This window comes from Variovorax paradoxus NBRC 15149 (assembly GCF_001591365.1).
GTDB classification, from domain to species: Bacteria; Pseudomonadota; Gammaproteobacteria; order Burkholderiales; family Burkholderiaceae_C; genus Variovorax; species Variovorax paradoxus.
The window spans coordinates 3,050,970-3,069,345 of the sequence record NZ_BCUT01000001.1; the positions used below are offsets into that span (position 1 = coordinate 3,050,970).

Annotated in this window: 21 protein-coding genes; 13 read left to right on the forward strand and 8 right to left on the reverse strand. The window is 70.1% G+C overall.

The window, feature by feature from the left end:
- Positions 1 to 2: 2 nt before the first annotated feature.
- Both VPA02S_RS14255 and VPA02S_RS14260 read right to left on the reverse strand, forming a co-directional pair.
- Positions 3 to 590, reverse strand: a complete 588-nt coding sequence (locus VPA02S_RS14255) for a GNAT family N-acetyltransferase (protein WP_049808416.1) — start codon at positions 588 to 590, stop codon at positions 3 to 5.
- A gap of 202 nt (positions 591 to 792) precedes the next feature.
- Positions 793 to 1,290, reverse strand: coding sequence for a TlpA disulfide reductase family protein (locus VPA02S_RS14260; RefSeq protein WP_015867659.1), 498 nt, complete (start codon positions 1,288 to 1,290; stop codon positions 793 to 795).
- Between the two features lie 89 nt (positions 1,291 to 1,379).
- Between VPA02S_RS14260 and VPA02S_RS14265 the strand changes: the two genes are divergently transcribed.
- The 12 genes from VPA02S_RS14265 to VPA02S_RS14320 all read left to right on the forward strand — a co-directional run bounded on the left by VPA02S_RS14265 (position 1,380) and on the right by VPA02S_RS14320 (position 10,866).
- A complete protein-coding gene (locus tag VPA02S_RS14265; RefSeq protein WP_015867658.1) occupies positions 1,380 to 1,922 on the forward strand; it encodes a hypothetical protein in 543 nt (180 codons plus the stop codon).
- Positions 1,919 to 3,166 carry an MFS transporter gene (locus VPA02S_RS14270; RefSeq protein WP_062364248.1) on the forward strand — a complete coding sequence of 416 codons (1,248 nt, stop codon included), beginning with the start codon at positions 1,919 to 1,921 and terminating at the stop codon, positions 3,164 to 3,166. Before VPA02S_RS14265 ends, VPA02S_RS14270 begins: the two co-directional genes overlap by 4 nt.
- The gene (locus VPA02S_RS14275) at positions 3,163 to 3,618 is read left to right on the forward strand and encodes a PTS sugar transporter subunit IIA (RefSeq protein WP_015867656.1); all 456 of its coding nucleotides are present in this window, start codon (positions 3,163 to 3,165) and stop codon (positions 3,616 to 3,618) included. Before VPA02S_RS14270 ends, VPA02S_RS14275 begins: the two co-directional genes overlap by 4 nt.
- Positions 3,587 to 3,856 carry an HPr family phosphocarrier protein gene (locus VPA02S_RS14280; protein WP_015867655.1) on the forward strand — a complete coding sequence of 90 codons (270 nt, stop codon included), beginning with the start codon at positions 3,587 to 3,589 and terminating at the stop codon, positions 3,854 to 3,856. Before VPA02S_RS14275 ends, VPA02S_RS14280 begins: the two co-directional genes overlap by 32 nt.
- Positions 3,857 to 3,866: 10 nt before the next feature.
- Complete coding sequence (gene ptsP, locus VPA02S_RS14285; RefSeq protein ID WP_015867654.1) at positions 3,867 to 5,663, forward strand: phosphoenolpyruvate--protein phosphotransferase; 1,797 nt, start codon at positions 3,867 to 3,869, stop codon at positions 5,661 to 5,663.
- Positions 5,664 to 5,799: 136 nt separating this feature from the next.
- Positions 5,800 to 6,171, forward strand: coding sequence for a hypothetical protein (locus VPA02S_RS14290; RefSeq protein WP_015867653.1), 372 nt, complete (start codon positions 5,800 to 5,802; stop codon positions 6,169 to 6,171).
- Positions 6,172 to 6,213: 42 nt separating this feature from the next.
- Entirely contained in the window at positions 6,214 to 6,681 is a 468-nt protein-coding gene (locus VPA02S_RS14295; RefSeq protein WP_015867652.1) for a Spy/CpxP family protein refolding chaperone, read from the forward strand.
- Positions 6,674 to 7,174 (forward strand): DUF4260 domain-containing protein, encoded by a 501-nt coding sequence (locus VPA02S_RS14300; RefSeq protein WP_015867651.1) that lies wholly within the window; start codon positions 6,674 to 6,676, stop codon positions 7,172 to 7,174. Before VPA02S_RS14295 ends, VPA02S_RS14300 begins: the two co-directional genes overlap by 8 nt.
- Positions 7,168 to 7,575 carry a hypothetical protein gene (locus tag VPA02S_RS14305; RefSeq protein WP_018906539.1) on the forward strand — a complete coding sequence of 136 codons (408 nt, stop codon included), beginning with the start codon at positions 7,168 to 7,170 and terminating at the stop codon, positions 7,573 to 7,575. Before VPA02S_RS14300 ends, VPA02S_RS14305 begins: the two co-directional genes overlap by 7 nt.
- 50 nt (positions 7,576 to 7,625) lie before the next feature.
- On the forward strand, positions 7,626 to 8,324 hold the full coding sequence (locus VPA02S_RS14310) for a response regulator transcription factor (protein ID WP_026284223.1): 699 nt from the start codon (positions 7,626 to 7,628) through the stop codon (positions 8,322 to 8,324).
- Entirely contained in the window at positions 8,321 to 9,718 is a 1,398-nt protein-coding gene (locus VPA02S_RS14315) for a HAMP domain-containing sensor histidine kinase (protein ID WP_015867648.1), read from the forward strand. Before VPA02S_RS14310 ends, VPA02S_RS14315 begins: the two co-directional genes overlap by 4 nt.
- Before the next feature lie 104 nt (positions 9,719 to 9,822).
- Positions 9,823 to 10,866 carry an NADP-dependent oxidoreductase gene (locus VPA02S_RS14320; RefSeq protein ID WP_015867647.1) on the forward strand — a complete coding sequence of 348 codons (1,044 nt, stop codon included), beginning with the start codon at positions 9,823 to 9,825 and terminating at the stop codon, positions 10,864 to 10,866.
- Positions 10,867 to 10,944: 78 nt separating this feature from the next.
- Here the strand turns inward: VPA02S_RS14320 and VPA02S_RS14325 are convergent, their stop codons facing one another.
- From VPA02S_RS14325 to VPA02S_RS14350, 6 genes are all read right to left on the reverse strand, one after another.
- A complete protein-coding gene (locus VPA02S_RS14325; protein ID WP_015867646.1) occupies positions 10,945 to 11,268 on the reverse strand; it encodes a hypothetical protein in 324 nt (107 codons plus the stop codon).
- A 73-nt stretch (positions 11,269 to 11,341) separates the two neighbouring features.
- Positions 11,342 to 12,193 (reverse strand): DMT family transporter, encoded by an 852-nt coding sequence (locus VPA02S_RS14330; RefSeq protein ID WP_015867645.1) that lies wholly within the window; start codon positions 12,191 to 12,193, stop codon positions 11,342 to 11,344.
- A gap of 71 nt (positions 12,194 to 12,264) precedes the next feature.
- A complete protein-coding gene (locus tag VPA02S_RS14335) occupies positions 12,265 to 12,978 on the reverse strand; it encodes a helix-turn-helix transcriptional regulator (RefSeq protein WP_015867644.1) in 714 nt (237 codons plus the stop codon).
- 37 nt (positions 12,979 to 13,015) lie between these two features.
- Positions 13,016 to 14,152: an SLC13 family permease gene (locus VPA02S_RS14340; protein WP_015867643.1), complete on the reverse strand. Its 1,137-nt coding sequence runs from the start codon at positions 14,150 to 14,152 to the stop codon at positions 13,016 to 13,018.
- Complete coding sequence (locus VPA02S_RS14345) at positions 14,133 to 15,665, reverse strand: class I adenylate-forming enzyme family protein (RefSeq protein ID WP_015867642.1); 1,533 nt, start codon at positions 15,663 to 15,665, stop codon at positions 14,133 to 14,135. Before VPA02S_RS14345 ends, VPA02S_RS14340 begins: the two co-directional genes overlap by 20 nt.
- Positions 15,666 to 15,776: 111 nt before the next feature.
- Entirely contained in the window at positions 15,777 to 16,682 is a 906-nt protein-coding gene (locus VPA02S_RS14350) for a LysR family transcriptional regulator (protein ID WP_015867641.1), read from the reverse strand.
- 112 nt (positions 16,683 to 16,794) lie between these two features.
- Here VPA02S_RS14350 and VPA02S_RS14355 point away from each other — a divergent pair, with 112 nt between their 5' ends.
- A complete protein-coding gene (locus VPA02S_RS14355) occupies positions 16,795 to 18,363 on the forward strand; it encodes an MFS transporter (RefSeq protein ID WP_015867640.1) in 1,569 nt (522 codons plus the stop codon).
- Positions 18,364 to 18,376: the final 13 nt, after the last annotated feature.

The following is an 18,376-nucleotide window of genomic DNA, read 5'->3' on the forward strand; positions in this document are numbered from 1 at the left end:
GGCTAAAGGTCCACCTTGAGGTAGTGCGCGCCCGCGATCGGGTTGTGATAGTAGGGCGGCACTTCCTCGAATCCCAGGTCTTCGTAGAGCGCGCGGGCCGATTCCATCTCGTCCAGCGTGTCGAGCAGCACGCAGGCATAGCCTGCGCCGCGCGCGGCGTCGAGGATGGCTTCGGCGAGCTGCCGCCCGACGCCCAGCCCCCGAAAGCCGGGCCGCACGAACAGCCGCTTCATCTCCGCGGCATTGGCGTAGTCGGTGTTGTCGAGCGGGCGCAGCGCGCAGCAGCCGGCCACGTGCGCCAGCGTGCCGTTGGCGCGCATGAGGGTCGGCGCGCGTTGCCCGGCTTCCTCCTTGATGTGGGCGGCATCGACCAGCGCGAGCAGCAGGGCGCCGCGCGGCTCGGCGTAGTCGCCAGGCAGCGTGGCGACCTCTTCCTCGAAATTCTGGAAGCACAGGTCGATGTCCAGCGAGGCGGCGTAGTCGCGGAAGATCGCGCGCGCCGCATCGAGTTCGGCGGGTTCCTCCGGCGTCAGGAGCACGACGGCGGGCGTGTCGGCCAGCGGCAGCGGGCGTGAAACCGAAAAGCTCATACGCGCAGCGATGAGATCCAGTAGGCCATGCCTGCGCATGCGGCGAACAGGATCGGTGCGGGCTCACGCGAGGCGGCCACGGGAGAGTCGGTCATCGAAGAGGCGGGGTGCGCAAGAACTGCGGAAGGCGCAGATTAGCAAAGTCCGGGCCGAAGCATGCTTCGGGTTGTTGCTATGCGTTCGCCCCTGCACCTCGTGCGGATCAAGCCTCGGCGAGCAGTTTCTCGATCAGCTTGTGGAGCTCGGCGAAATCGGGTTCGCCCACATAGCGCTTCACGATTTCGCCCTTCTTGTTGACCAGGTAGGTGGTGGGCGTGAGCTTCACGTCGCCCCAGGCCTGGGCCACGCTGCCGGTGTTGTCGATCGCCACCTTGAACGGCAGCTTGCGGGTCTCGGCAAAGTTGACGACGTAGCTTGGCGGGTCGTAGCTCATGGCCACGGCCAGCGTGTCGTAGCCCTTGGACTTGTACTTGTCGTAGGTGGCAATGACCTTGGGCATTTCCGCCACGCAGGTCACGCAGCTGGTGGCCCAGAAGTTCACCAGGGTGACCTTGCCCTTCAGGTCGTTGGTGCTTTTCTTGCTGCCGTCGAGCAGCACGAAGGTCGAGGCCGGTGCCTCGGTGGTGCCGGAACCCAGGTACACCCCCACGCCCGCGGCCAATGCAAGGGCGACTGCGGCGACGGTGATGTATTTTTTCATGGCAGCGGATGGAGAGGGGCCGGCCGATTTTAGTTCCGCCGGCCGGATCGTGCCGGCGGGCGTGCGGGCGGCTCGATAATGGCTTTCCGATGCCATCGTCCGACTCCCGTTTCCGGCCCGCGCTGGCCGCAGCCGCCACGCTCGCGCTTGCCGCCTGCAGCCCCACCTTCAACTGGCGCGAGGTGCCGATTGCCGACGACGGCCTGGTCGTCCTCCTGCCCTGCAAGGCGGACCGCGCCGACCGCGCCTTGCCGCTCGGCGCCGAGTCGGTGCAGGTCGACATGGCGGGCTGCGAGACCGGCGGTGCGACCTTCGCGGTGGCCCATGCCTCGGCCGAGAGCCCGGCGCAGGCCGAGGCCTGGCTCCGGGCGTGGCGCGCTGCCACCCGCAGCCAGTTGGGCGAGGCGCAGATGACCGAAGCCCCTGCCGTACTGAAACGCGCGATCGCGGCGCCCGCGCCGGTGCGGCTCGATGCCCAGCCGCCGCAAAAGGGCGCCGCGCCGGTCCAGGTGCTCTGGTTCGCCCAGTCGAAGAAGAACGGCGGTGTCGCGCTCTATCAGGCCACCGTGCTCGGCCGCCCCTCCGCGCCCGAGGCGGCGACCACCTTCTTCGAGGGCCTGCGTCTCCCATGAGCGGCGGCCTGCTTGCCGGACGGCGGCGCATCGCCACCGTCTTCCTGGCCTTTGCCTTCGCCTATTTCCTTTCGACGCTGGTGCGCGCCATCACGGCCACGCTGTCGCCCGCGCTCACCGCCGAGTTCGGACTCGAGTCGCGCGACCTTGGATTGCTCGCGGGCGGCTATTTCCTGGGTTTCGCGTTCACGCAGCTGCCCATGGGCACCTGGCTCGACCGCCATGGGCCCAAGCGCGTGATCGTCTGCTTCCTGTCTGCCGCGGTGGCCGGCTGCCTTCTGTTTTCGGTGGCCACGCATTTCTGGCTGCTGCTGGCGGCGCGCGTGCTCACCGGCGTCGGCGTGAGCGCCTGCCTGATGGCGCCGCTCACCGGCTACCGGCGCTGGCTGACGCCGCCCATGCAGCTGCGCAGCAATTCGTGGATGCTGATGGTGGGCTCCTTCGGCCTGGTCGGCGCGACCTTGCCGGTGCAGTGGCTCATGCCCTACCTCGGCTGGCGGCCGCTGTTCTGGCTGCTGGCGGCGGGCGCGCTCGTGTCGATGGTGCTGATCGCATGGGCCGCGCCGGCATGGCATGACGGCGCCGCCACCCGGGAAAAGAACCAGGGCGGAGGCAGCTATGCGGCCGTGTGGCGCGATCCCTTCTTCCGCAAGCTCGCGCCGATCGGCTTCTTCAACTACGGCGGCTTCGTCGCGATGCAGACGCTCTGGGTCGTGCCATGGCTCACGCGCGTGGCGGGCTACACGCCCCAGGAGGCCGCCGGCGCGCTGTTCTGGATCAGCATCGCGCTGCTCGCCACCTATGGGCTCTGGGGCATGGTCAATCCGCGGCTCGCGCACCGCGGCATTCCCGCCGCCCGGCTGCTGGCCTGGGGCATGCCGCTCGGGATGCTCGTGCTTGCTCTGGTTTTGATAGCTGGCCCGGCGGCGGGGACGATGGCCTGGGTGGTCTTCCTGTGCGTTTCCACCGTTGTCACGCTGGCCCAGCCCGCCGTCGCCCTGGCCTTGCCGACTGCGCTCGCGGGTCGCGCGCTGTCGGCCTACAACCTGGCGGTCTTTGCAGGCGTATTTGTCGTGCAGTGGGGCATCGGCCTGCTGATCGACCTGTTCGCCAGCGCCGGGCTCGACCAGGCGGCGTCATTCCGTGCGGCGCTGTCCGTTTTCCTCGCCTGCTGCGTTATGTCGTATGTCTACTTCCTTTGGGCGCCCCCGCATAATCGGTGCGTAGTCCCCCGACCCGCATGAACAGCATCCTCATCATCGCCCACTCACCGTTCGCGCAGGCGCTGCGGCGGTGCGCGCTGCATGTGTTCCCCGATTGCGAACAGGCCATCGTCGCACTCGACGTGCTGCCCAACGTGTCGCCCGAAGAAACGCTGGCGGCAGCCCGCATCACGCTCGAGCAGCAGCTCAATGCACCGCGCTCGCAGGTGCTGGTGCTGGCCGACGTGTTCGGCGCGACGCCCTGCAACGTGGCGCAGAAGCTGGTGGACGGCGTCCGCTCGCGGCTGGTGGCGGGCGTCAACCTGCCGATGCTGCTGCGCGCGGTGACCTACCGCCACGAGCCGCTCGAGACGCTGGTGCAGCGCGCCATCGCGGGCGGCACCGCGGGCGTCATGCAGGTGGCGGTGGCGGCACCCCAGAACCAGGCGAAGAGAAAGCACAGTGATCAAGAAATCCGTGACCATCAGCAATAAGCTGGGCCTCCATGCGCGCGCATCGGCCAAGCTCACCAAGATCGCAGGCAGCTTTCCCTGCGAGGTGTGGCTCTCGCGCGGCGACCGCCGCATCAATGCCAAGAGCATCATGGGCGTCATGATGCTGGCCGCCGGGCTCGGCTCGACCGTCGAACTCGAGACCAACGGCCCGCAGGAAGAAGAGGCGATGGATGCCCTCGTCCAGCTGATGAACGACAAGTTCGGCGAAGGCGAGTAAGGGAGCCCCCATGACCTTCGCAGTCCACGGCCTCCCCGTCGCCCGTGGCATTGCCATTGGCCGCGCGGTGCTGGTGGTGTCCAGCCGCATCGACGTGGCCCACTACTTCATCAAGCCCGAGGAAGTGGAGACCGAGATCGACCGGGTGCGCATGGCCCGCAATGCGGTGGCCGACGAGCTTGCCAAGCTGCAGGCCAGCGTCGCGCTGATGGGCCCCAACGATGCGCCGCACGAGCTCGCCGCGCTGCTCGAGGTGCACCAGATGCTGCTGCAGGACGAGGCGCTCACCGGCGGCGTCAAGCACTGGATCACCGACCGGCTCTACAACGCCGAGTGGGCGCTGACCACGCAGCTCGAAATCATCGCGCGCCAGTTCGACGAGATGGAGGACGAGTACCTGCGCGAGCGCAAGGCCGACCTCGAGCAGGTGGTCGAGCGGCTGCTGCACCGCATGAAGGGCACGGCCGCGGTGCTGGCGCCGAGCCCGCCGCGCCGCAAGCGCCCCGCGGCCGAGGAAGACGACGACCCCACCGCCGGCGACGGCATCGACGCGCCGCTGGTGCTGATCGCGCATGACCTGTCGCCGGCCGACATGCTCCAGTTCAAGAAGAGCGTGTTCGCCGGCTTCGTGACCGACGTGGGCGGGCGCACCTCGCACACCGCGATCGTCGCGCGCAGCATGGACATTCCGGCCGTGGTGGGCGCGCGCACCGCGAGCCAGCTGGTGCGCCAGGACGACTGGGTGATCATCGACGGCGATGCCGGCGTGGTGATCGTCGATCCCTCGCCGATCATCCTGGCCGAGTACGGCTTCAAGCAGCGCCAGGGCGACCTGGAGCGCGGCCGGCTCGCACGCCTGCGCCACAAGCCCGCGGTGACGCTCGACGGCCAGCGCGTCGAGTTGCTCGCCAACATCGAGATGCCCGAGGACACCGTGGGTGCCGTCAAGGCCGGCGCAGTGGGCGTCGGGCTGTTCCGCAGCGAGTTCCTCTTCATGGGCCGCGAGTCGCAGCACCAGACCCGCCTGCCCGACGAGGAAGAGCAATACCAGGCCTACAAGCGCGCGGTCGAAGGCATGCAGGGCATGCCGGTCACCATCCGCACCATCGACGTGGGCGCCGACAAGCCGCTCGACGGCAAGGCCGTCAGCAAGCAGGAGCACCTGAATCCCGCGCTCGGCCTGCGCGCCATCCGCTGGAGCCTGGCCGACCCGGCGATGTTCCTCACGCAGCTGCGCGCGATCCTGCGCGCGGCGGCGCACGGCGAGATCCACCTGCTGATTCCCATGCTCGCGCACGTCAGCGAGATCCGCCAGACGCTGTCGCTGATCGACTTCGCGCGCTCGGAGCTCGACAGCCGCGGCGCCGTGTACGGCAAGGTGAAGCTCGGCGCGATGATCGAGATTCCCGCCGCCGCGCTCACGCTCAAGACCTTCCTGAAGTACTTCGACTTCCTGTCGATCGGCACCAACGACCTGATCCAGTACACGCTGGCCATCGACCGCGCCGACGAGGCCGTGGCCCACCTCTACGACCCGGCCCATCCCGCAGTGCTCCGGCTGGTGGCCGACACCATTGCCGAATGCCGCCGCCAGGGCAAGAGCGTGGCCGTGTGCGGCGAGATGGCGGGCGACGTGGCCTTCACGCGCCTCTTGCTCGGCCTCGGACTGCGCAGCTTCTCGATGCATCCGTCGCGCATCCTCGCCGTCAAGCAGGAGGTGCTGCGCGCGGACACCGGCAAGCTCGAGGAATGGGCCAAGGGCGTGCTCGAGTCGGACGATCCGGCGTCGGTGCTGGCCGGAAATTAGTTCTTACTATTTCAATCCGCTCAGAGGCAGGGCGGAGTCGAAATAAAACGAAACACGCCGAAACTGCGGCGAAAGGACTTGCAGACGCGTCGCAAGCACCATCAGGTCTCCTCTTCCACTACAGAAAGGCCTGACCATGAAATCCCTCTCCCTGACCCAAGTCGTTGCCATCGGCTCCTTCGCGCTGCTCGCTGCAGCCGGTGCCAAGGCCGAATCCTACGAAGGCGTCCAGCCGCTCGCCTCGGCCAAGAGCCGCGCCGAAGTCAACGCCGAAGCCGCTCGCACGGCTTCCGCACCGGACCAGAACGTTGTGCGCGGCTCGCGCGGCGCCGAGACCATGGCCGTTTCCAGAGACCGCGCAGGCGTCGTCTTCGAAGCCATGCGCACCGCCGCCGCACCCGACCAGAACGTGACCTCGGGTTCGCGCGTGAACAGCAAGGTCGTCTCGACCCTGCAGAACCCCGTCGATGCACGTGCCGCAGCCGCCGGCAACAGCAACAGGCTCTAAGACCCACGCCCGCAGGGCACTCCGCGGGCCGCAAGGAACATCATGAAACACTGGATCAAACGCACTCTCTTCGGTTTCGCCGGCCTTGCGGTGGTGGCGGGCAGCATTGCCGGCTGCGCCGGCCATCGGCACGGCTGGGGCAGCGGCGATTCCGCCGAGTTCCGCACCAGGATGGTCGAACGCGTCGGCAGCAAGCTGGAGCTCGACGCCTCGCAGAAGCAGAAGCTCACGGTGCTGGCCGAGAAGCTGCAGGCGCAGCGCGAAGCCATGCGCGGCGCGGGCGGGGCGGGCGATCCGCGTTCGCAGTTCAAGGCGCTGTTCGCGGGCAACAAGCTCGACCAGGCGGCCGCCACGCGGCTCGTCGACGAGAAGACCTCGGCCGTGCGCAACGGCAGCCCGGAAATCATCGCCGCCGCCGCCGATTTCTTCGACAGCCTGAACGCCGCGCAGCAGCAGAAGGTGCGTGACTTCATGGATCGCGGCGGACGCCGCTGGCGCCATCATGGCTAGGCTTGGCTCGCCCCCGGGCTTCGCGCACTTCGTGTCGCTTCGCCACCTCCCTGCCAGGGGGCGATACCTTCGGCCCGCCGAAGCCGGTTCCGCGGCATCCCCCGAGCAGGCCGTGGCCGCGGCGGGCGGCGTGCGCGCGCTGCTGCGGCTCGAAGGCGCCGTGGTGCTGGGCGCGGCGCTCGCCGCCTACGCGCAGTTCGGCGCGGGTTGGGGCGTGTTCGCGCTCTGGCTGCTCGTGCCCGATCTGTCGCTGCTGGGCTACCTCGCGGGCCCGCGCACGGGCGCGGCGCTCTACAACGCCGCGCACTCGTACGTCGGCCCGGTGCTGCTGCTGGCGCTCGGCGTACTCGCGGCCATGCCCTGGGCGGTGGCCGGCAGCCTGATCTGGCTGGCCCACATCGGCGTCGACCGTGCGCTGGGCTACGGGCTCAAGTACGCGGCGGGCTTCGCTGCCACCCACCTGGGCCGCATCGGCAGGGCCGATCCATGGTGAGCGACGCGTCCATGCGCAGCGGCCGCAGCGCTTCCCCCGCCGTGCACGCGCCGGCCGCGCGCGCATGGATGCTGGCGGAGGCGTCCATGCTCGGCCTCGCGTCGACGGTGCACGCGGGGTTGCTGGTGTCCGGCTACGCGCATGCCGCGGCCCGCAATGCCGAGGCGGTGATAGCCACCGTGCTGGTGCTGGCCTCGGCCGCGACCTGGCTGCGTCCCCATCATGCGCGCCGCGCCGCCATCATCGGCCAGGGCTTCGCGCTGCTGGGCACGCTGGTCGGGCTCGGCACCATCATCGCGGGCATCGGTCCGCGCACGGTGCCCGACGTGGTCTACCACGCGCTGCTGCTCTGCGTTCTCGTGGCGGGCCTGGCCTGGGCGGTGCGATGCCGGCGGGCCTGATGGTCGGCGAGGTCATTCGCCACCTTCTTGTCAGGAGGCACAATCCCGCCATGCCGCGCATCCTGCTGATCGACGACGACGAACATCTCGCCGCGCCGCTGACCACCTACTTCGCCCGCTTCGGCTACACGCTGGAGAGCGCGGTGCGCCCGAGCGAAGGGCTCGCCAAATTGCGCGCGGGCCCGTTCGACGCGGCGATCCTCGACGTGATGCTGCCCGAGATGGACGGCTTTGCGCTGTGCCGCGAGATCCGCAAGGAGAGCGACATTCCCATCGTGATGCTCACCGCGCGCGGCGAGGTGATGGACCGCGTGGTCGGCCTCGAGCTGGGCGCCGACGACTACGTGCCCAAGCCCTTCGAGCCGCGCGAGCTGGTGGCGCGCGTGCAGACCATCCTGCGCCGCCAGCGCAGCACGCCGGCGGCGGCCAACGGCAACGGCACCCAGCACCGCGTGTTCGACGGGCTGTCGATCGACCTCGACCGGCGTCAGGTGCTGCGCCATGGCGAGCGCGTGGAGCTCACCGGCACCGAGTTCGAACTGCTCGCGCTGCTGGCGGCCGAGCCCGGCAAGGTGTTCAGCCGCGACGACATCCTGAACCGCCTGCGCGGCCACGAGGCCGAGCTCTACACCCGGGCCGTCGACATCGTGGTGAGCCGCCTGCGCAAGAAGCTCGAGCCGCTGGACTGCATCAAGACGCTGCGCAATGCCGGCTATGCGCTGGCCGTCGCGCGCAGCGAGCCTGCATGAGGCGCAGGCGGCGGAGTTTGCGCGAGGCGCTGCACGGGATCGCATCGCGCCGCGCGGAGCTGCACAGGCAATGGCATGCGCAGTGGCACGAGAAGGTGCAGGGCAAGCGCCGCTGGCGCCGCTCGCTGCGCATACGGCTGGTCATGATGTTCGTGATGCTGGCGCTGGTGATGGCGGCGGTGTTCATGGGCGGCATGAAGAAGTCCTTTTCCACCGGCTGGGCCGAGGCCGCCAAGCCGATGCTGGTCGACTATGCCGACCGGCTCGTCGCCGAGATCGGCACGCCGCCCGACGTGGCGCGCGCGCAGGCGCTGGTCGCTCGGCTGCCGATCACGATCCGCATCACCGGCCCCAAGGTCAACTGGGACTCCAACCCCGGCGGCAGCAACGGCCGCGGCGGCTGGATGCACGACCGCGACGAAGAACCCTGGAACGACAAGTGGTTCGTCCGCCCGACGGCAGATGGCCACCGCGTCATCTTCGGCTGGTCGCCCAGGCTCTGGCAGCTCGCGCCGCGCATCGTCGGCTGGGCCACGCTCTGCGCGCTGCTGCTGCTCGTGGTGCTGGGCTATGCCTATGTCAGCCGGCTGCTGCGGCCGCTGATCGACATCCGCGAAGGCGCGCAGCGCTTCGGCCGCGGCGAGTTCACGCAGCCGATCCCGATCCGCCGCAACGACGACCTGGGCGACCTCGCCGAGCACATCAACACCATGGCCGACGACATCCAGGCCATGCTCGATGCCAAGCGCGGGCTGCTGCTGGCGTTGAGCCACGAACTGCGCTCGCCGCTCACGCGCGCCCGGCTCAATGCCGAGCTGCTGCCGGCCACGCCCGAAAGCCAGGCCGAGCGCGAGGCGCTGCTGCGCGACTTGAACGAGATGCGCGACCTGATCAGCGACCTGCTCGAGAGCGAGCGGCTCGCAAGCCCGCACGTGGCGCTGCAGCGCGAGCCGGTCGACCTGGCGGCACTGGTGCGCGAAGTCGCGGCCGAGATGCCGGGCGCCCCGCAGGTGCACCTGGACCTGGCCGAGGGACTGCCGCCGCACGCCGTCGACCGCATGCGCATCCGCCTGCTGGTACGCAACCTGCTGGACAACGCCTTGCGCTACAGCACCGATGCGCCCCGCCCGCCCTGCGTGTCGCTGCGCGCCGTGGTCGACGGGCCGGCGCAGGGCGTGGAGATCGAGGTGCGCGACCACGGCCCCGGCGTCGACGAGGCCCAGCTCGAACGCCTGACCGAGGCCTTCTACCGCACCGACAGCGCGCGCGCACGCGCCACCGGCGGCGTCGGGCTGGGCATGTACCTTTGCCGGCTGATCGCCGAGGCGCACGGCGGCAGCCTCGCGGTGCACAACGCGAATCCGGGCCTGCGGATCGTGGTTCGCCTGGCCTGAGCGGCTGGCGGCAGGGCGTGGTGCTGTCGCCTGCGCTACGGCCAACGGCGCCGCGCGCCGCTAGCATGGCGCCGCAACAACGACCTTTCCCAAGGAGACCTCCCATGGCCGAAACGCCCGTCAATCACCAGGTCAGGCTCGCCAAGCGGCCCGAGGGCGCGGCAACGCGCGAACACTGGCAGTTCACCACCGAGCCGGTCGGCGAGCCCGCCGAGGGCGGCGTGCTGGTCAAGACCCTCTCGCTCTCGCTCGACCCCGCCATGCGCGGCTGGCTCAACGACGCCAAGAGCTACATCGCGCCGGTGGAAATCGGCGCCGTGATGCGCGCGGGCGGCATCGGCCGCGTCATCGCGTCGAAGAATCCGGACTTCGCGGTCGGCGACACGGTCTACGGCACGCTGGGCGTGCAGGAATACATGCTCGTGCCCCAGGAAGAGATCAAGCGCAACGGGCTCGCCAAGATCGACCTGCGCGCCGGCACCATCCGCCAGTGGCTCAACGTGCTCGGCATGCCGGGCATGACCGGCTACTTCGGGCTGATGGACGTGGGCCAGCCCAAGGCGGGCGAAACGGTGGTCATCTCCGGTGCCGCGGGCGCCGTGGGACAGACCGTCGGGCAGCTCGCCAAGATCAAGGGCTGCCGCGTGGTCGGCATCGCCGGCGGCCAGGCCAAGTGCGACTGGGTGGTGAAGGAGCTGGGCTTCGACGCCTGCATCGACTACAAGGCCGGCGCGGGTGCCGTGCGCGACGGCCTCAAGGCGCACTGCCCCAAGGGCGTGGACATCTACTTCGACAACGTCGGCGGCGAGATCCTCGACGCGGTGCTCGCGCGGCTCGCACGCAAGGCCCGCGTGATCATCTGCGGTGCCATCAGCCAGTACAACAACGCCAACAGCATGCCCGCGGCCGGCCCCCGCAACTACCTGAGCCTGCTGGTGAACCGCGCGCGCATGGAAGGCATCGTGGTGTTCGACTACGCGGATCGCTTCCCCATTGCCGCGGCCGAGCTGGCCGGCTACCTCAAGGACGGCCGCATGAAGAGCAAGGAAGACGTGGTCGTGGGGCTCGACACCTTCCCCGATGCGCTGAACCGGCTGTTCAGCGGCGAGAACTTCGGCAAGCTGGTGCTGCAGGTGGCGCAGGACTGAAGCGCAGGCGTCGATCGGACGGCCGCAGTCGGGCCCCGACGACGACCTGGGCGCTCTTGGCGGCGCTCGCCGCTCAGTTCACTCGTCGGTCGGCCGCATCGGAATGTCGCCCATTGCGTCGTCCTCGCGCAGGCTGCGCGCGGCCTTCAGCAGTTCGATCGACAGGCCGCCGCCCTGGCCGGCAAAGCCCTTGGCGACGCCCTCGAGCGCGGTTGCGAGGCCGTTCTCGCCGTCGGCGCGCGCATCCATGCTGATGTTGAGCACCCGGGCCGCCATCTGGCGGTAGGTGATGGCGCCCGCGCCCTCCAGGGCGGCCACCAGGTCGAGGTACAGCGCCAGGTTCAGGTCGAACACCAGCTTGGGCGTGATCTCGAAATCTTCGTTCTTGTTCTTGTTTTCCATGAGTGGGGGCTCCTTTATTCCTGAGCCTCCACTCTAGCCATAAAAACGCGCGCTTCCGTCGGACGAACGCCATTCAGCGTGCGCGTGTGCCCATGACGGCTGCCGAAATGATGAGCAGGGCGGCCAGCGCGATGGTCCAGGTCAGCGGGCGGCCGGTCACGAGCAGCAGCAGCGCCGTCGAGCCCAAAGGGGTGAGATAGCTCAGGATGCCGATGCGCCGCGGGTCGCCGCGCTTGAGCGCCATGTCCCACACGAAGAAGGCCGCGCCGAGCGGGCCGAGGCCGCACAGCACGAGCAGCAGCCAGTCCTTGCCGGACAGCGTGGCGGGCGCTTCGAGCAGCGCATGGCAGGCCAGCGAGAGCACGCCCGAGACCAGCCCGAACAGGCCGATGGCCGAGGTCGGAAAGGCTTCGACTCGCTTGGTCCACAGCGAATAGCTGGCCCAGATGAAGGCCGAGCCCAGCGCCGGCAGGAAGCCCCAGTAGCCTTGGATCGCGCTGGCACCGGCGCCGCTGCCCCCGCGCGTGCCGAGGATCGCGACCGCCGCGCCCGCAAAGCCCAGCAGCGCCGCCGCCAGGTGCAGCGGCCTGAGCGACAGGCCCGGCAGCAGCACTGGCGCGAGCACCACCATGAACAGCGGCCACAGGTAGTTGACCAGGTTGGCCTCGACCGGCGGCGCATTTCGCAGCGCGATGAACAGCAGGAAGTGAAAGCCGAACAGCCCGTAGACGCCCAGCGCCAGCGTGCGCGGCGGCACGCGCCAGGCCGCGCGGTCCCGCAGCACCAGCGGCCAGCTCGGCACGCTGCCGATGATCAGCGCGAGCCCGGTCAGAAGAAAGGGCGGCAGGTGCGCAAGGGCGGTGCCGAGCGAGGCGAGCGTGGCCCAGAGCGCGATCGCGAACAAGGCAAGGAAGGTGGGCGACATGGAGGGCAAGGCTAACCCGGCCGGCCGTCGCGCAGCGCCGGTGCATCGTCGCGCAACGACGGTGTGGCCGATCAGCAGCGATCGCGCCGGCGCAGCGCGGCGGTGAGCGCCGAGGGCGAGCGGTAGCCCGTGCGGCGCGCGGTTTCGGCCACGCCCATGCCTTCGAGCCGCAGTTCGCGCGCATGCGCCAGCCGAAGGCCGCGCAGCCAGTGCATCGCGCTCAGGCCCTGTTCCTCGCGGCAACGCTGCGCGAGCTGGCTGGGGCTCAGGCAGGCGACTTCGGCCAGGTCGGCGACCGTGAGCGGCTCGTGCCACCGCGCCCGGGCCCAGGCCGCGAGCGCCGGCCAGTCGATCCGGCGGCGGCGCGTGTGCGGCATTGAAGAAGAAGGCGCGGGGCTCCAGGCTTCCAGCAGCAGCGCGGGGCCGTGCTGCAGCGCGAGCGCGAACTGCCGTGGCTGCGCCGTGCAGTGCGCGAGATAGCGCGCCAGCGCATGCAGCTGAAGCGGGTCGGCCGGCGCGCGTCCGGCACACCGGGCCCACGGCGCATGCGCGGTGTCGAGCACGAGGCAACTGCTGCCGCCGCTGCCGCGTGCTTCGAAGTCGTGCCGGTCGCCGGGCGCGACCACCTGCGCCTGGCCGGCGCCGATGCCGCCGCCGCGGCCTTCGATCTCGATCTCCAGCACGCCTTCCAGGCCGACCAGCACCTGGAAGTGGTCGTGCGCATGGCTGCCGCGCGAGCTGCCGTAGTGGCGCAGCGAAAGGATGGGCGGGGCGGGCTGGTGCATGGTGAAGGGCTGATTGTCTTGCGGCGCTCCCCGCCTGTCACCCGAGCCGCAGCAGCAGCGCCGAGGCCGCGCACACCAGCAGGAACGGAATGCTGATGCGATGGAACTCGCGCAGCCCGTGCGGCAGCCTGGCCAGGCGCAGCGCGATCAGGTTGGCCAGCGAGCCCAGCACGCAGCCGAAGCCGCCCACGCTCACGCCGGCCGCGAGCGCCGGCAGGTCGCGCACATGGCCGTCGAGCAGGATCGCCGCCGGCACGTTGCTGATGAATTGCGAAGTGACGATGGCGGCAAGGTAGGCGCGCCATCCTTCGGTGATGGGCCAGTGGTTCAGCAGCGACCCGATCGCCTGCAGTTCGGCCAGCTGGCGCAGGTCCACGAACATCAGCGCAATGATCGCGAGCAGCGCCCAGTCGATGTCTTTCAGCACGCGCGGATAGCTCAGCAGGAACACCGCGAACACCACGCCCAGGCCCGCGAGCAGCCAGTGCCGGTCGAGCGCGACCACGAAGCCGATGAACAGGACGCCCGCCAGTGCAAGGAGGCGCGGCTGCACCGGCACGGCTTCGGTCTCGGGCTTGAGCGCGATGGGCGTGCGCGGCACCAGCAGCCAGGCCGCCGCGAAGAGCCAGAACAGCATCACGGCCACGGTCGGCAGCATCATGCCCATGAAGCCGACGAAGCTCTCGCCCGAGCGGTGCCAGAGGTAAAGGTTCTGCGGATTGCCGATGGGCGTGAGGGCCGAACCCGCATTGACCGCCAGTGCCTCGAGCACCACCAGCCGCGCGAGCGGCAGGTGCGCCTGGCTGGCGAGCACGCGCGTGAGCGGCACCAGCAGGAACAGGCTCACGTCGTTGGTCACCAGCGCGGACAGGAACGCCGCGCTGGCGGTCAGCAGCAGCGCCAGGCTGCGCTGGCTGTGCGTGCGCGCGAGCAGGCGCTGCGCGGCGGCCTGCAGCATGCCGCTTTTCTCGACCCCCTGCGTGATCGCGAGCAGCCCCGCGAGCGCGCCCACGGTCTGCCAGTCGACCAGCCGGAGCCAGTCCATCGGCGCGCGCGGGCGCAGGAAGGCGAACAGCAGCGCGACGGCGGCCAGCAGCCACAGCAGGCCGTTGCCGCCGCCGTGTTCGGAGGGCGCGGCTGCCCGCGCCTGCGTTTCAGCGGCCGGCGAGTTCACGCAGTTCGCGCTTGAGCACCTTGCCGATCGCGCTGCGCGGCAACTCGTCAATGAACTGCAGCCGCGCCAGGCGCTGCGTCTTGCCGAGCTGCGCGTTGGCCCATTGCAGCAGCGCGTCCTCGGACGTGCCGTCACCCTCGCGGCGCACCACGAAGGCCACCGGCGTCTCGCCCCATTGCTCCGACGGCACGCCGGCCACCGCCACGTCGGCCACGGCGGCATGGCCGCGCAGCACGGCTTCGAGATCGCTCGGATAGATGTTGAAGCCGCCGCTGATGATCATGTCCTTCTTGCGGTCGAACAGCGTGAGGAAGCCCTCGGCGTCGAAGCGGCCGATGTCGCCTGTGCGGATGAAGCGCTTGCCGGCGGCGTCGAACCATTCCGCTTCGCGCGTCTTCTCGGGCTGGCGGTGGTAGCCGGTCATCATGCCGCCCGAATGGCCCACCACCTCGCCGGCCAGTTCGATGTTGGCACGCGGGATTTCGCGGCCCTCCTCGTCGATCAGGCGGATGTCGCTGCCTTCGGCCGGCTGGCCGACGGTGTGCAGCTTGTCCGGGTGCAGATGGGCTTCGAGGATGCAGGTGCCGCCGCCTTCGGTCATGCCGTAGAACTCGATCAGCCCGCCGGGCCAGCGCCCCAGCACGTCGGCCTTGAGCGCGGCGTTGAAGGGCGCGCTGGTGCTGAACTTGAAGCGGAAGGACGAGAGGTCGTGCGCATCGAAGCGCGGATGCGCCATCAGGCGCTGGTACTGCACCGGCACCAGCATCGTGTGCGTCACGCGGCGCTGCGCGGCCAGCTGCAAATAACCGAGCGCGTCGAACTTGGGCATCAGCACCACGCAGCCGCCGAAGGCGATGGTCGGAAAGAACACCACCAGCGTGGTGTTCGAATAGAGCGGCGTCGACAGCAGCGTGACGGTGTCGGGGCCGTAGCCGTACCTGGCGCCGCGCTGCACATGGGCCCAGCGCATGCCGTGGCCCTGCACGATGCCCTTGGGCTCGCCGGTGGTGCCCGACGAATAGATGATGTTGAAGGGCCAGGAAGGCTGCGTCTCGACGGCGCGCGGCTGCGTGCCCGCGGGGGCCAGCCAGCCCTCGAGGGCCTGCCCCGCGGCGGAGCCGTCGAGCGCCACGCGCGGGATGCCGCCTTCCTTCGCAGGGCCGACCACCTCGGCCGCCGAGGCATCGGTGAAGAGAACGCGCGCATCGGCATCCTCGATCATGCGAGCCAGGCTGGCCGGCGTGGAGCCGGGCGCCAGCGGCGCGACCGCGACGCCCGCGCGCAAGGCGCCGAGGAACACCGCCGCATAGTTCACCGAGGACGCCGCGCAGACCGCGATGGCATCGCCCGGCCCGAGGCCGTCGCGCTGCAGGGCGGCCGCGACGCGGTCCATCAGCGCGTCGAGCGCGCTGTAGTCCAGCGCCTGTTGCGCGTCCGCGAGCGCGGCGTGGCCGGGCGTGTGTTGCGCGTGGAGGCGAACCAGGTCGGCGATGGCGCCGAAGCCGCGCTCCATGGCGGCTTGAATGGCAGGGTGCGTTTGCAAAATTCGATCCTTCGTCTTGGCCAGACGGCAGGATAGCGAAGACCCCGGCCCGGCGGTGAGCCGCACGCGACGGGCGTGCGCCTACGCCGCGCGCAGCGTGCGGCGCGGCCGCCGCGCGGCCTTGTCCCGGTGCGCCCACTCGGCCTGCTCGATCAGTCGGCCGAGCTCGGCCACGGCCGGGCTGCGCTCCCCCGCATCGCCTTCGCCGTAGGCCAAGGTGAAGTCCAGCATCGGCAGCGCCGGCAGGCCATGGCGCTCGTCCAGCACCGCCATGCCGGGGCGCAGGTTGTCGCGCGTGAAGGTGGCCACGGCCAGGCCGCTCAGCGCGGCCGTGCGCAGGTCCTGCAGGCTGTGCGAGCTGAAGGCGCCGTGCCAGGGAATGCCGGCCTGGTTCAGCGCATCGATGCTGACCTGGCGGCACACGCAGGGCGGCGGCGAATAGGCCAGCGGCAGCGAGGCGCCGTCCGTGCGCTCGAAGCCCTCGGCCGCGGCCCACACCATCGGCAGGCGCCGCAGCAGCGTGCCCTCGACCTCGCCCGAGACCGACACCACCACCGCCAGGTCGAGCTCGCGCTCGCGCACCATCGTCGCCAGGTCGAGCGTCAGGCCCACGCTCACCTCCAGCCTCACGTTGGGGCAGCTGCGCGCGAACTGTTGCAGGAGCTGCGGCAGGCCCTCGCTCATGAAGCTCTCGGGCACGCCGAAGCGCACCGTGCCTTCGATCGGCGAGCAGCGGAAGTGCCGCGCCAGCGCGTCCTGCGCCTGCAGGATGCGCTCGGCATGGCGAAGAAAGTCTTCGCCGTCGGCGGTCAGGCGCAGGCGCCGCGTGGTGCGGTGGAACAGCGGGCGCCCGACCAGTTCCTCGAGCCGGCGGATCTGGTGGCTGACCGCCGATTGCGTCAGGTGCAGCTGCTCGGCGGCGCGCGTGAAGCCATTGGCGCGGTGGACGGCGGTGAAGGCTTGCAGGAGGCCGGTATCGAAGTTCATGGCCGCCAGATTAATGAAGTCGCTTCCTGAGTGGAAGTAAATTTAATCATTTGCCTAATGAAATCGGGGTCTTGAGAATGCCCCGGACCACCTACTTTCCCTTCACGTCCCCATGTCCTCTTCCCCCCGCCATCCCTCTCTCGCGCTGGCCGCCATCTGCCTGGCGGCGCTGATGTTCGGCCTGGAGATTTCCAGCGTGCCGATCATCCTGCCGGTGCTCGAAGCGCGGCTGCACGCCGGCTTCCGCGACCTGCAATGGATCATGAACGCCTACACCATCGCCTGCACCACGGTGCTGATGGCCACCGGCACCCTGGCCGACCGCTACGGACGGCGCCGCATGTTCGCGCTCACGGTGCTGGCCTTCGGCCTGGCCTCGCTGCTGTGCGGCCTGGCGCCCAGCACGCCGGCGCTGATTGCCGCGCGCTTCCTGCAGGGCATGGCGGGCGGCGCGATGTTCATCTGCTCGATTGCGATCCTGTCGCACCAGTTTCCGGACGGCCGGGCGCGCGGCCGCGCCTTCGCGATCTGGGGCGTGGTGGCCGGCATCGGCCTGGGGTTCGGGCCGGTGGTGGGCGGCGCGATCATTGCGCTGGCCAGCTGGCACTGGGTCTTCCTTGCGCACGTGCCGCTGGCGCTGCTGGGGCTGGCGCTGATCATGGCCGGCGTGGCGGAGTCGCGCGATCCGCTGGCCCGCCAGCAGAAGCTGGACCTGGCGGGCATCGTCACGCTGACCACCGCGGTGCTCGGGCTCACCTGGCTGATCACGCAGGGCGACAGCCTGGGCTGGAGCAGCCCGGCCGCGCTGGGCCTGATGGCCGCCACCGCGGCGGGGCTCGCGGCCTTCGTCGCGGTCGAGCGCTTCCATCCGCACCCGATGTTCGACTTCTCGGTGTTCCGCATCCGCGACTTCTCGGGCGCCATCCTCGGCTGCATCGGCATGAACTGCAGCTACTGGCCGTTCATGATCTACCTGCCGCTGTATTTCTCCGCCGGCCTGGGCTACGGCACGACCGCCGCCGGCCTGGCGCTGCTGGTCTACACGGTGCCCTTCCTCGTGATGCCGCCGATCGCGCAGTGGCTGCTGCTGCGCTACCAGGCGCGCTTCGTGATTCCCGCAGGCCTGTTCCTGATCGGCCTGGGCTTCATCGCGATGAAGTGGGGCAGCGGCCTCGCGCAGCTGGGCGGCTGGACGGTGCTGCCCGGTGCGCTGGTCGCCGGCATCGGCCTGGGCCTGACCACCACGCCCGCGACCAACATGACCACCGCCTCGGTGCCCGCGCACCGCGCCGGCATGGCCTCGGGCATGGACGTCAGCGCGCGCCTCATCTCGCTGGCCATCAACATCGCGGTGATGGGCCTGGTGCTGGTGGCGGGCATCCTGGCCGCGCTGCGGGGCTCGCTGGGGACGGCGCTCGATGCGGCGCGGCTGCGCGCATTGGCCGAGCAGCTCGCGGGCGGGGACGTGGCGGGGGCGCAGCAGGCGCTGGCGGCCACGCTGGCGGTGCCGGATGCTTCCGGTGCGCTCCTGCAGGCCGCCGTGACCCACGGCTTCGGATGGGTCATGCTGTACGGCGCGCTCGGCGCCTGGTTGACCGCGGCGCTCAGCTTCGCGGTGTTCGGCGGCCGGCAGGCTGCGTCCGTGCGGGACGCGTCACCGGGGATGGCCGGCGGGCGATAAGGCGCGCCGGCGG

Coding starts and splice junctions, on each gene's coding strand:
- VPA02S_RS14255 (WP_049808416.1), bottom strand. CDS start 590: ATGAGCTTTTCGGTTTCACGCCCGCTGCCGCTGGCCGACACGCCCGCC.
- VPA02S_RS14260 (WP_015867659.1), bottom strand. CDS start 1,290: ATGAAAAAATACATCACCGTCGCCGCAGTCGCCCTTGCATTGGCCGCG.
- VPA02S_RS14265 (WP_015867658.1), top strand. CDS start 1,380: ATGCCATCGTCCGACTCCCGTTTCCGGCCCGCGCTGGCCGCAGCCGCC.
- VPA02S_RS14270 (WP_062364248.1), top strand. CDS start 1,919: ATGAGCGGCGGCCTGCTTGCCGGACGGCGGCGCATCGCCACCGTCTTC.
- VPA02S_RS14275 (WP_015867656.1), top strand. CDS start 3,163: ATGAACAGCATCCTCATCATCGCCCACTCACCGTTCGCGCAGGCGCTG.
- ptsP (WP_015867654.1), top strand. CDS start 3,867: ATGACCTTCGCAGTCCACGGCCTCCCCGTCGCCCGTGGCATTGCCATT.
- VPA02S_RS14290 (WP_015867653.1), top strand. CDS start 5,800: ATGAAATCCCTCTCCCTGACCCAAGTCGTTGCCATCGGCTCCTTCGCG.
- VPA02S_RS14295 (WP_015867652.1), top strand. CDS start 6,214: ATGAAACACTGGATCAAACGCACTCTCTTCGGTTTCGCCGGCCTTGCG.
- VPA02S_RS14300 (WP_015867651.1), top strand. CDS start 6,674: ATGGCTAGGCTTGGCTCGCCCCCGGGCTTCGCGCACTTCGTGTCGCTT.
- VPA02S_RS14305 (WP_018906539.1), top strand. CDS start 7,168: ATGGTGAGCGACGCGTCCATGCGCAGCGGCCGCAGCGCTTCCCCCGCC.
- VPA02S_RS14310 (WP_026284223.1), top strand. CDS start 7,626: ATGCCGCGCATCCTGCTGATCGACGACGACGAACATCTCGCCGCGCCG.
- VPA02S_RS14315 (WP_015867648.1), top strand. CDS start 8,321: ATGAGGCGCAGGCGGCGGAGTTTGCGCGAGGCGCTGCACGGGATCGCA.
- VPA02S_RS14320 (WP_015867647.1), top strand. CDS start 9,823: ATGGCCGAAACGCCCGTCAATCACCAGGTCAGGCTCGCCAAGCGGCCC.
- VPA02S_RS14325 (WP_015867646.1), bottom strand. CDS start 11,268: ATGGAAAACAAGAACAAGAACGAAGATTTCGAGATCACGCCCAAGCTG.
- VPA02S_RS14330 (WP_015867645.1), bottom strand. CDS start 12,193: ATGTCGCCCACCTTCCTTGCCTTGTTCGCGATCGCGCTCTGGGCCACG.
- VPA02S_RS14335 (WP_015867644.1), bottom strand. CDS start 12,978: ATGCACCAGCCCGCCCCGCCCATCCTTTCGCTGCGCCACTACGGCAGC.
- VPA02S_RS14345 (WP_015867642.1), bottom strand. CDS start 15,665: ATGGAGCGCGGCTTCGGCGCCATCGCCGACCTGGTTCGCCTCCACGCG.
- VPA02S_RS14350 (WP_015867641.1), bottom strand. CDS start 16,682: ATGAACTTCGATACCGGCCTCCTGCAAGCCTTCACCGCCGTCCACCGC.
- VPA02S_RS14355 (WP_015867640.1), top strand. CDS start 16,795: ATGTCCTCTTCCCCCCGCCATCCCTCTCTCGCGCTGGCCGCCATCTGC.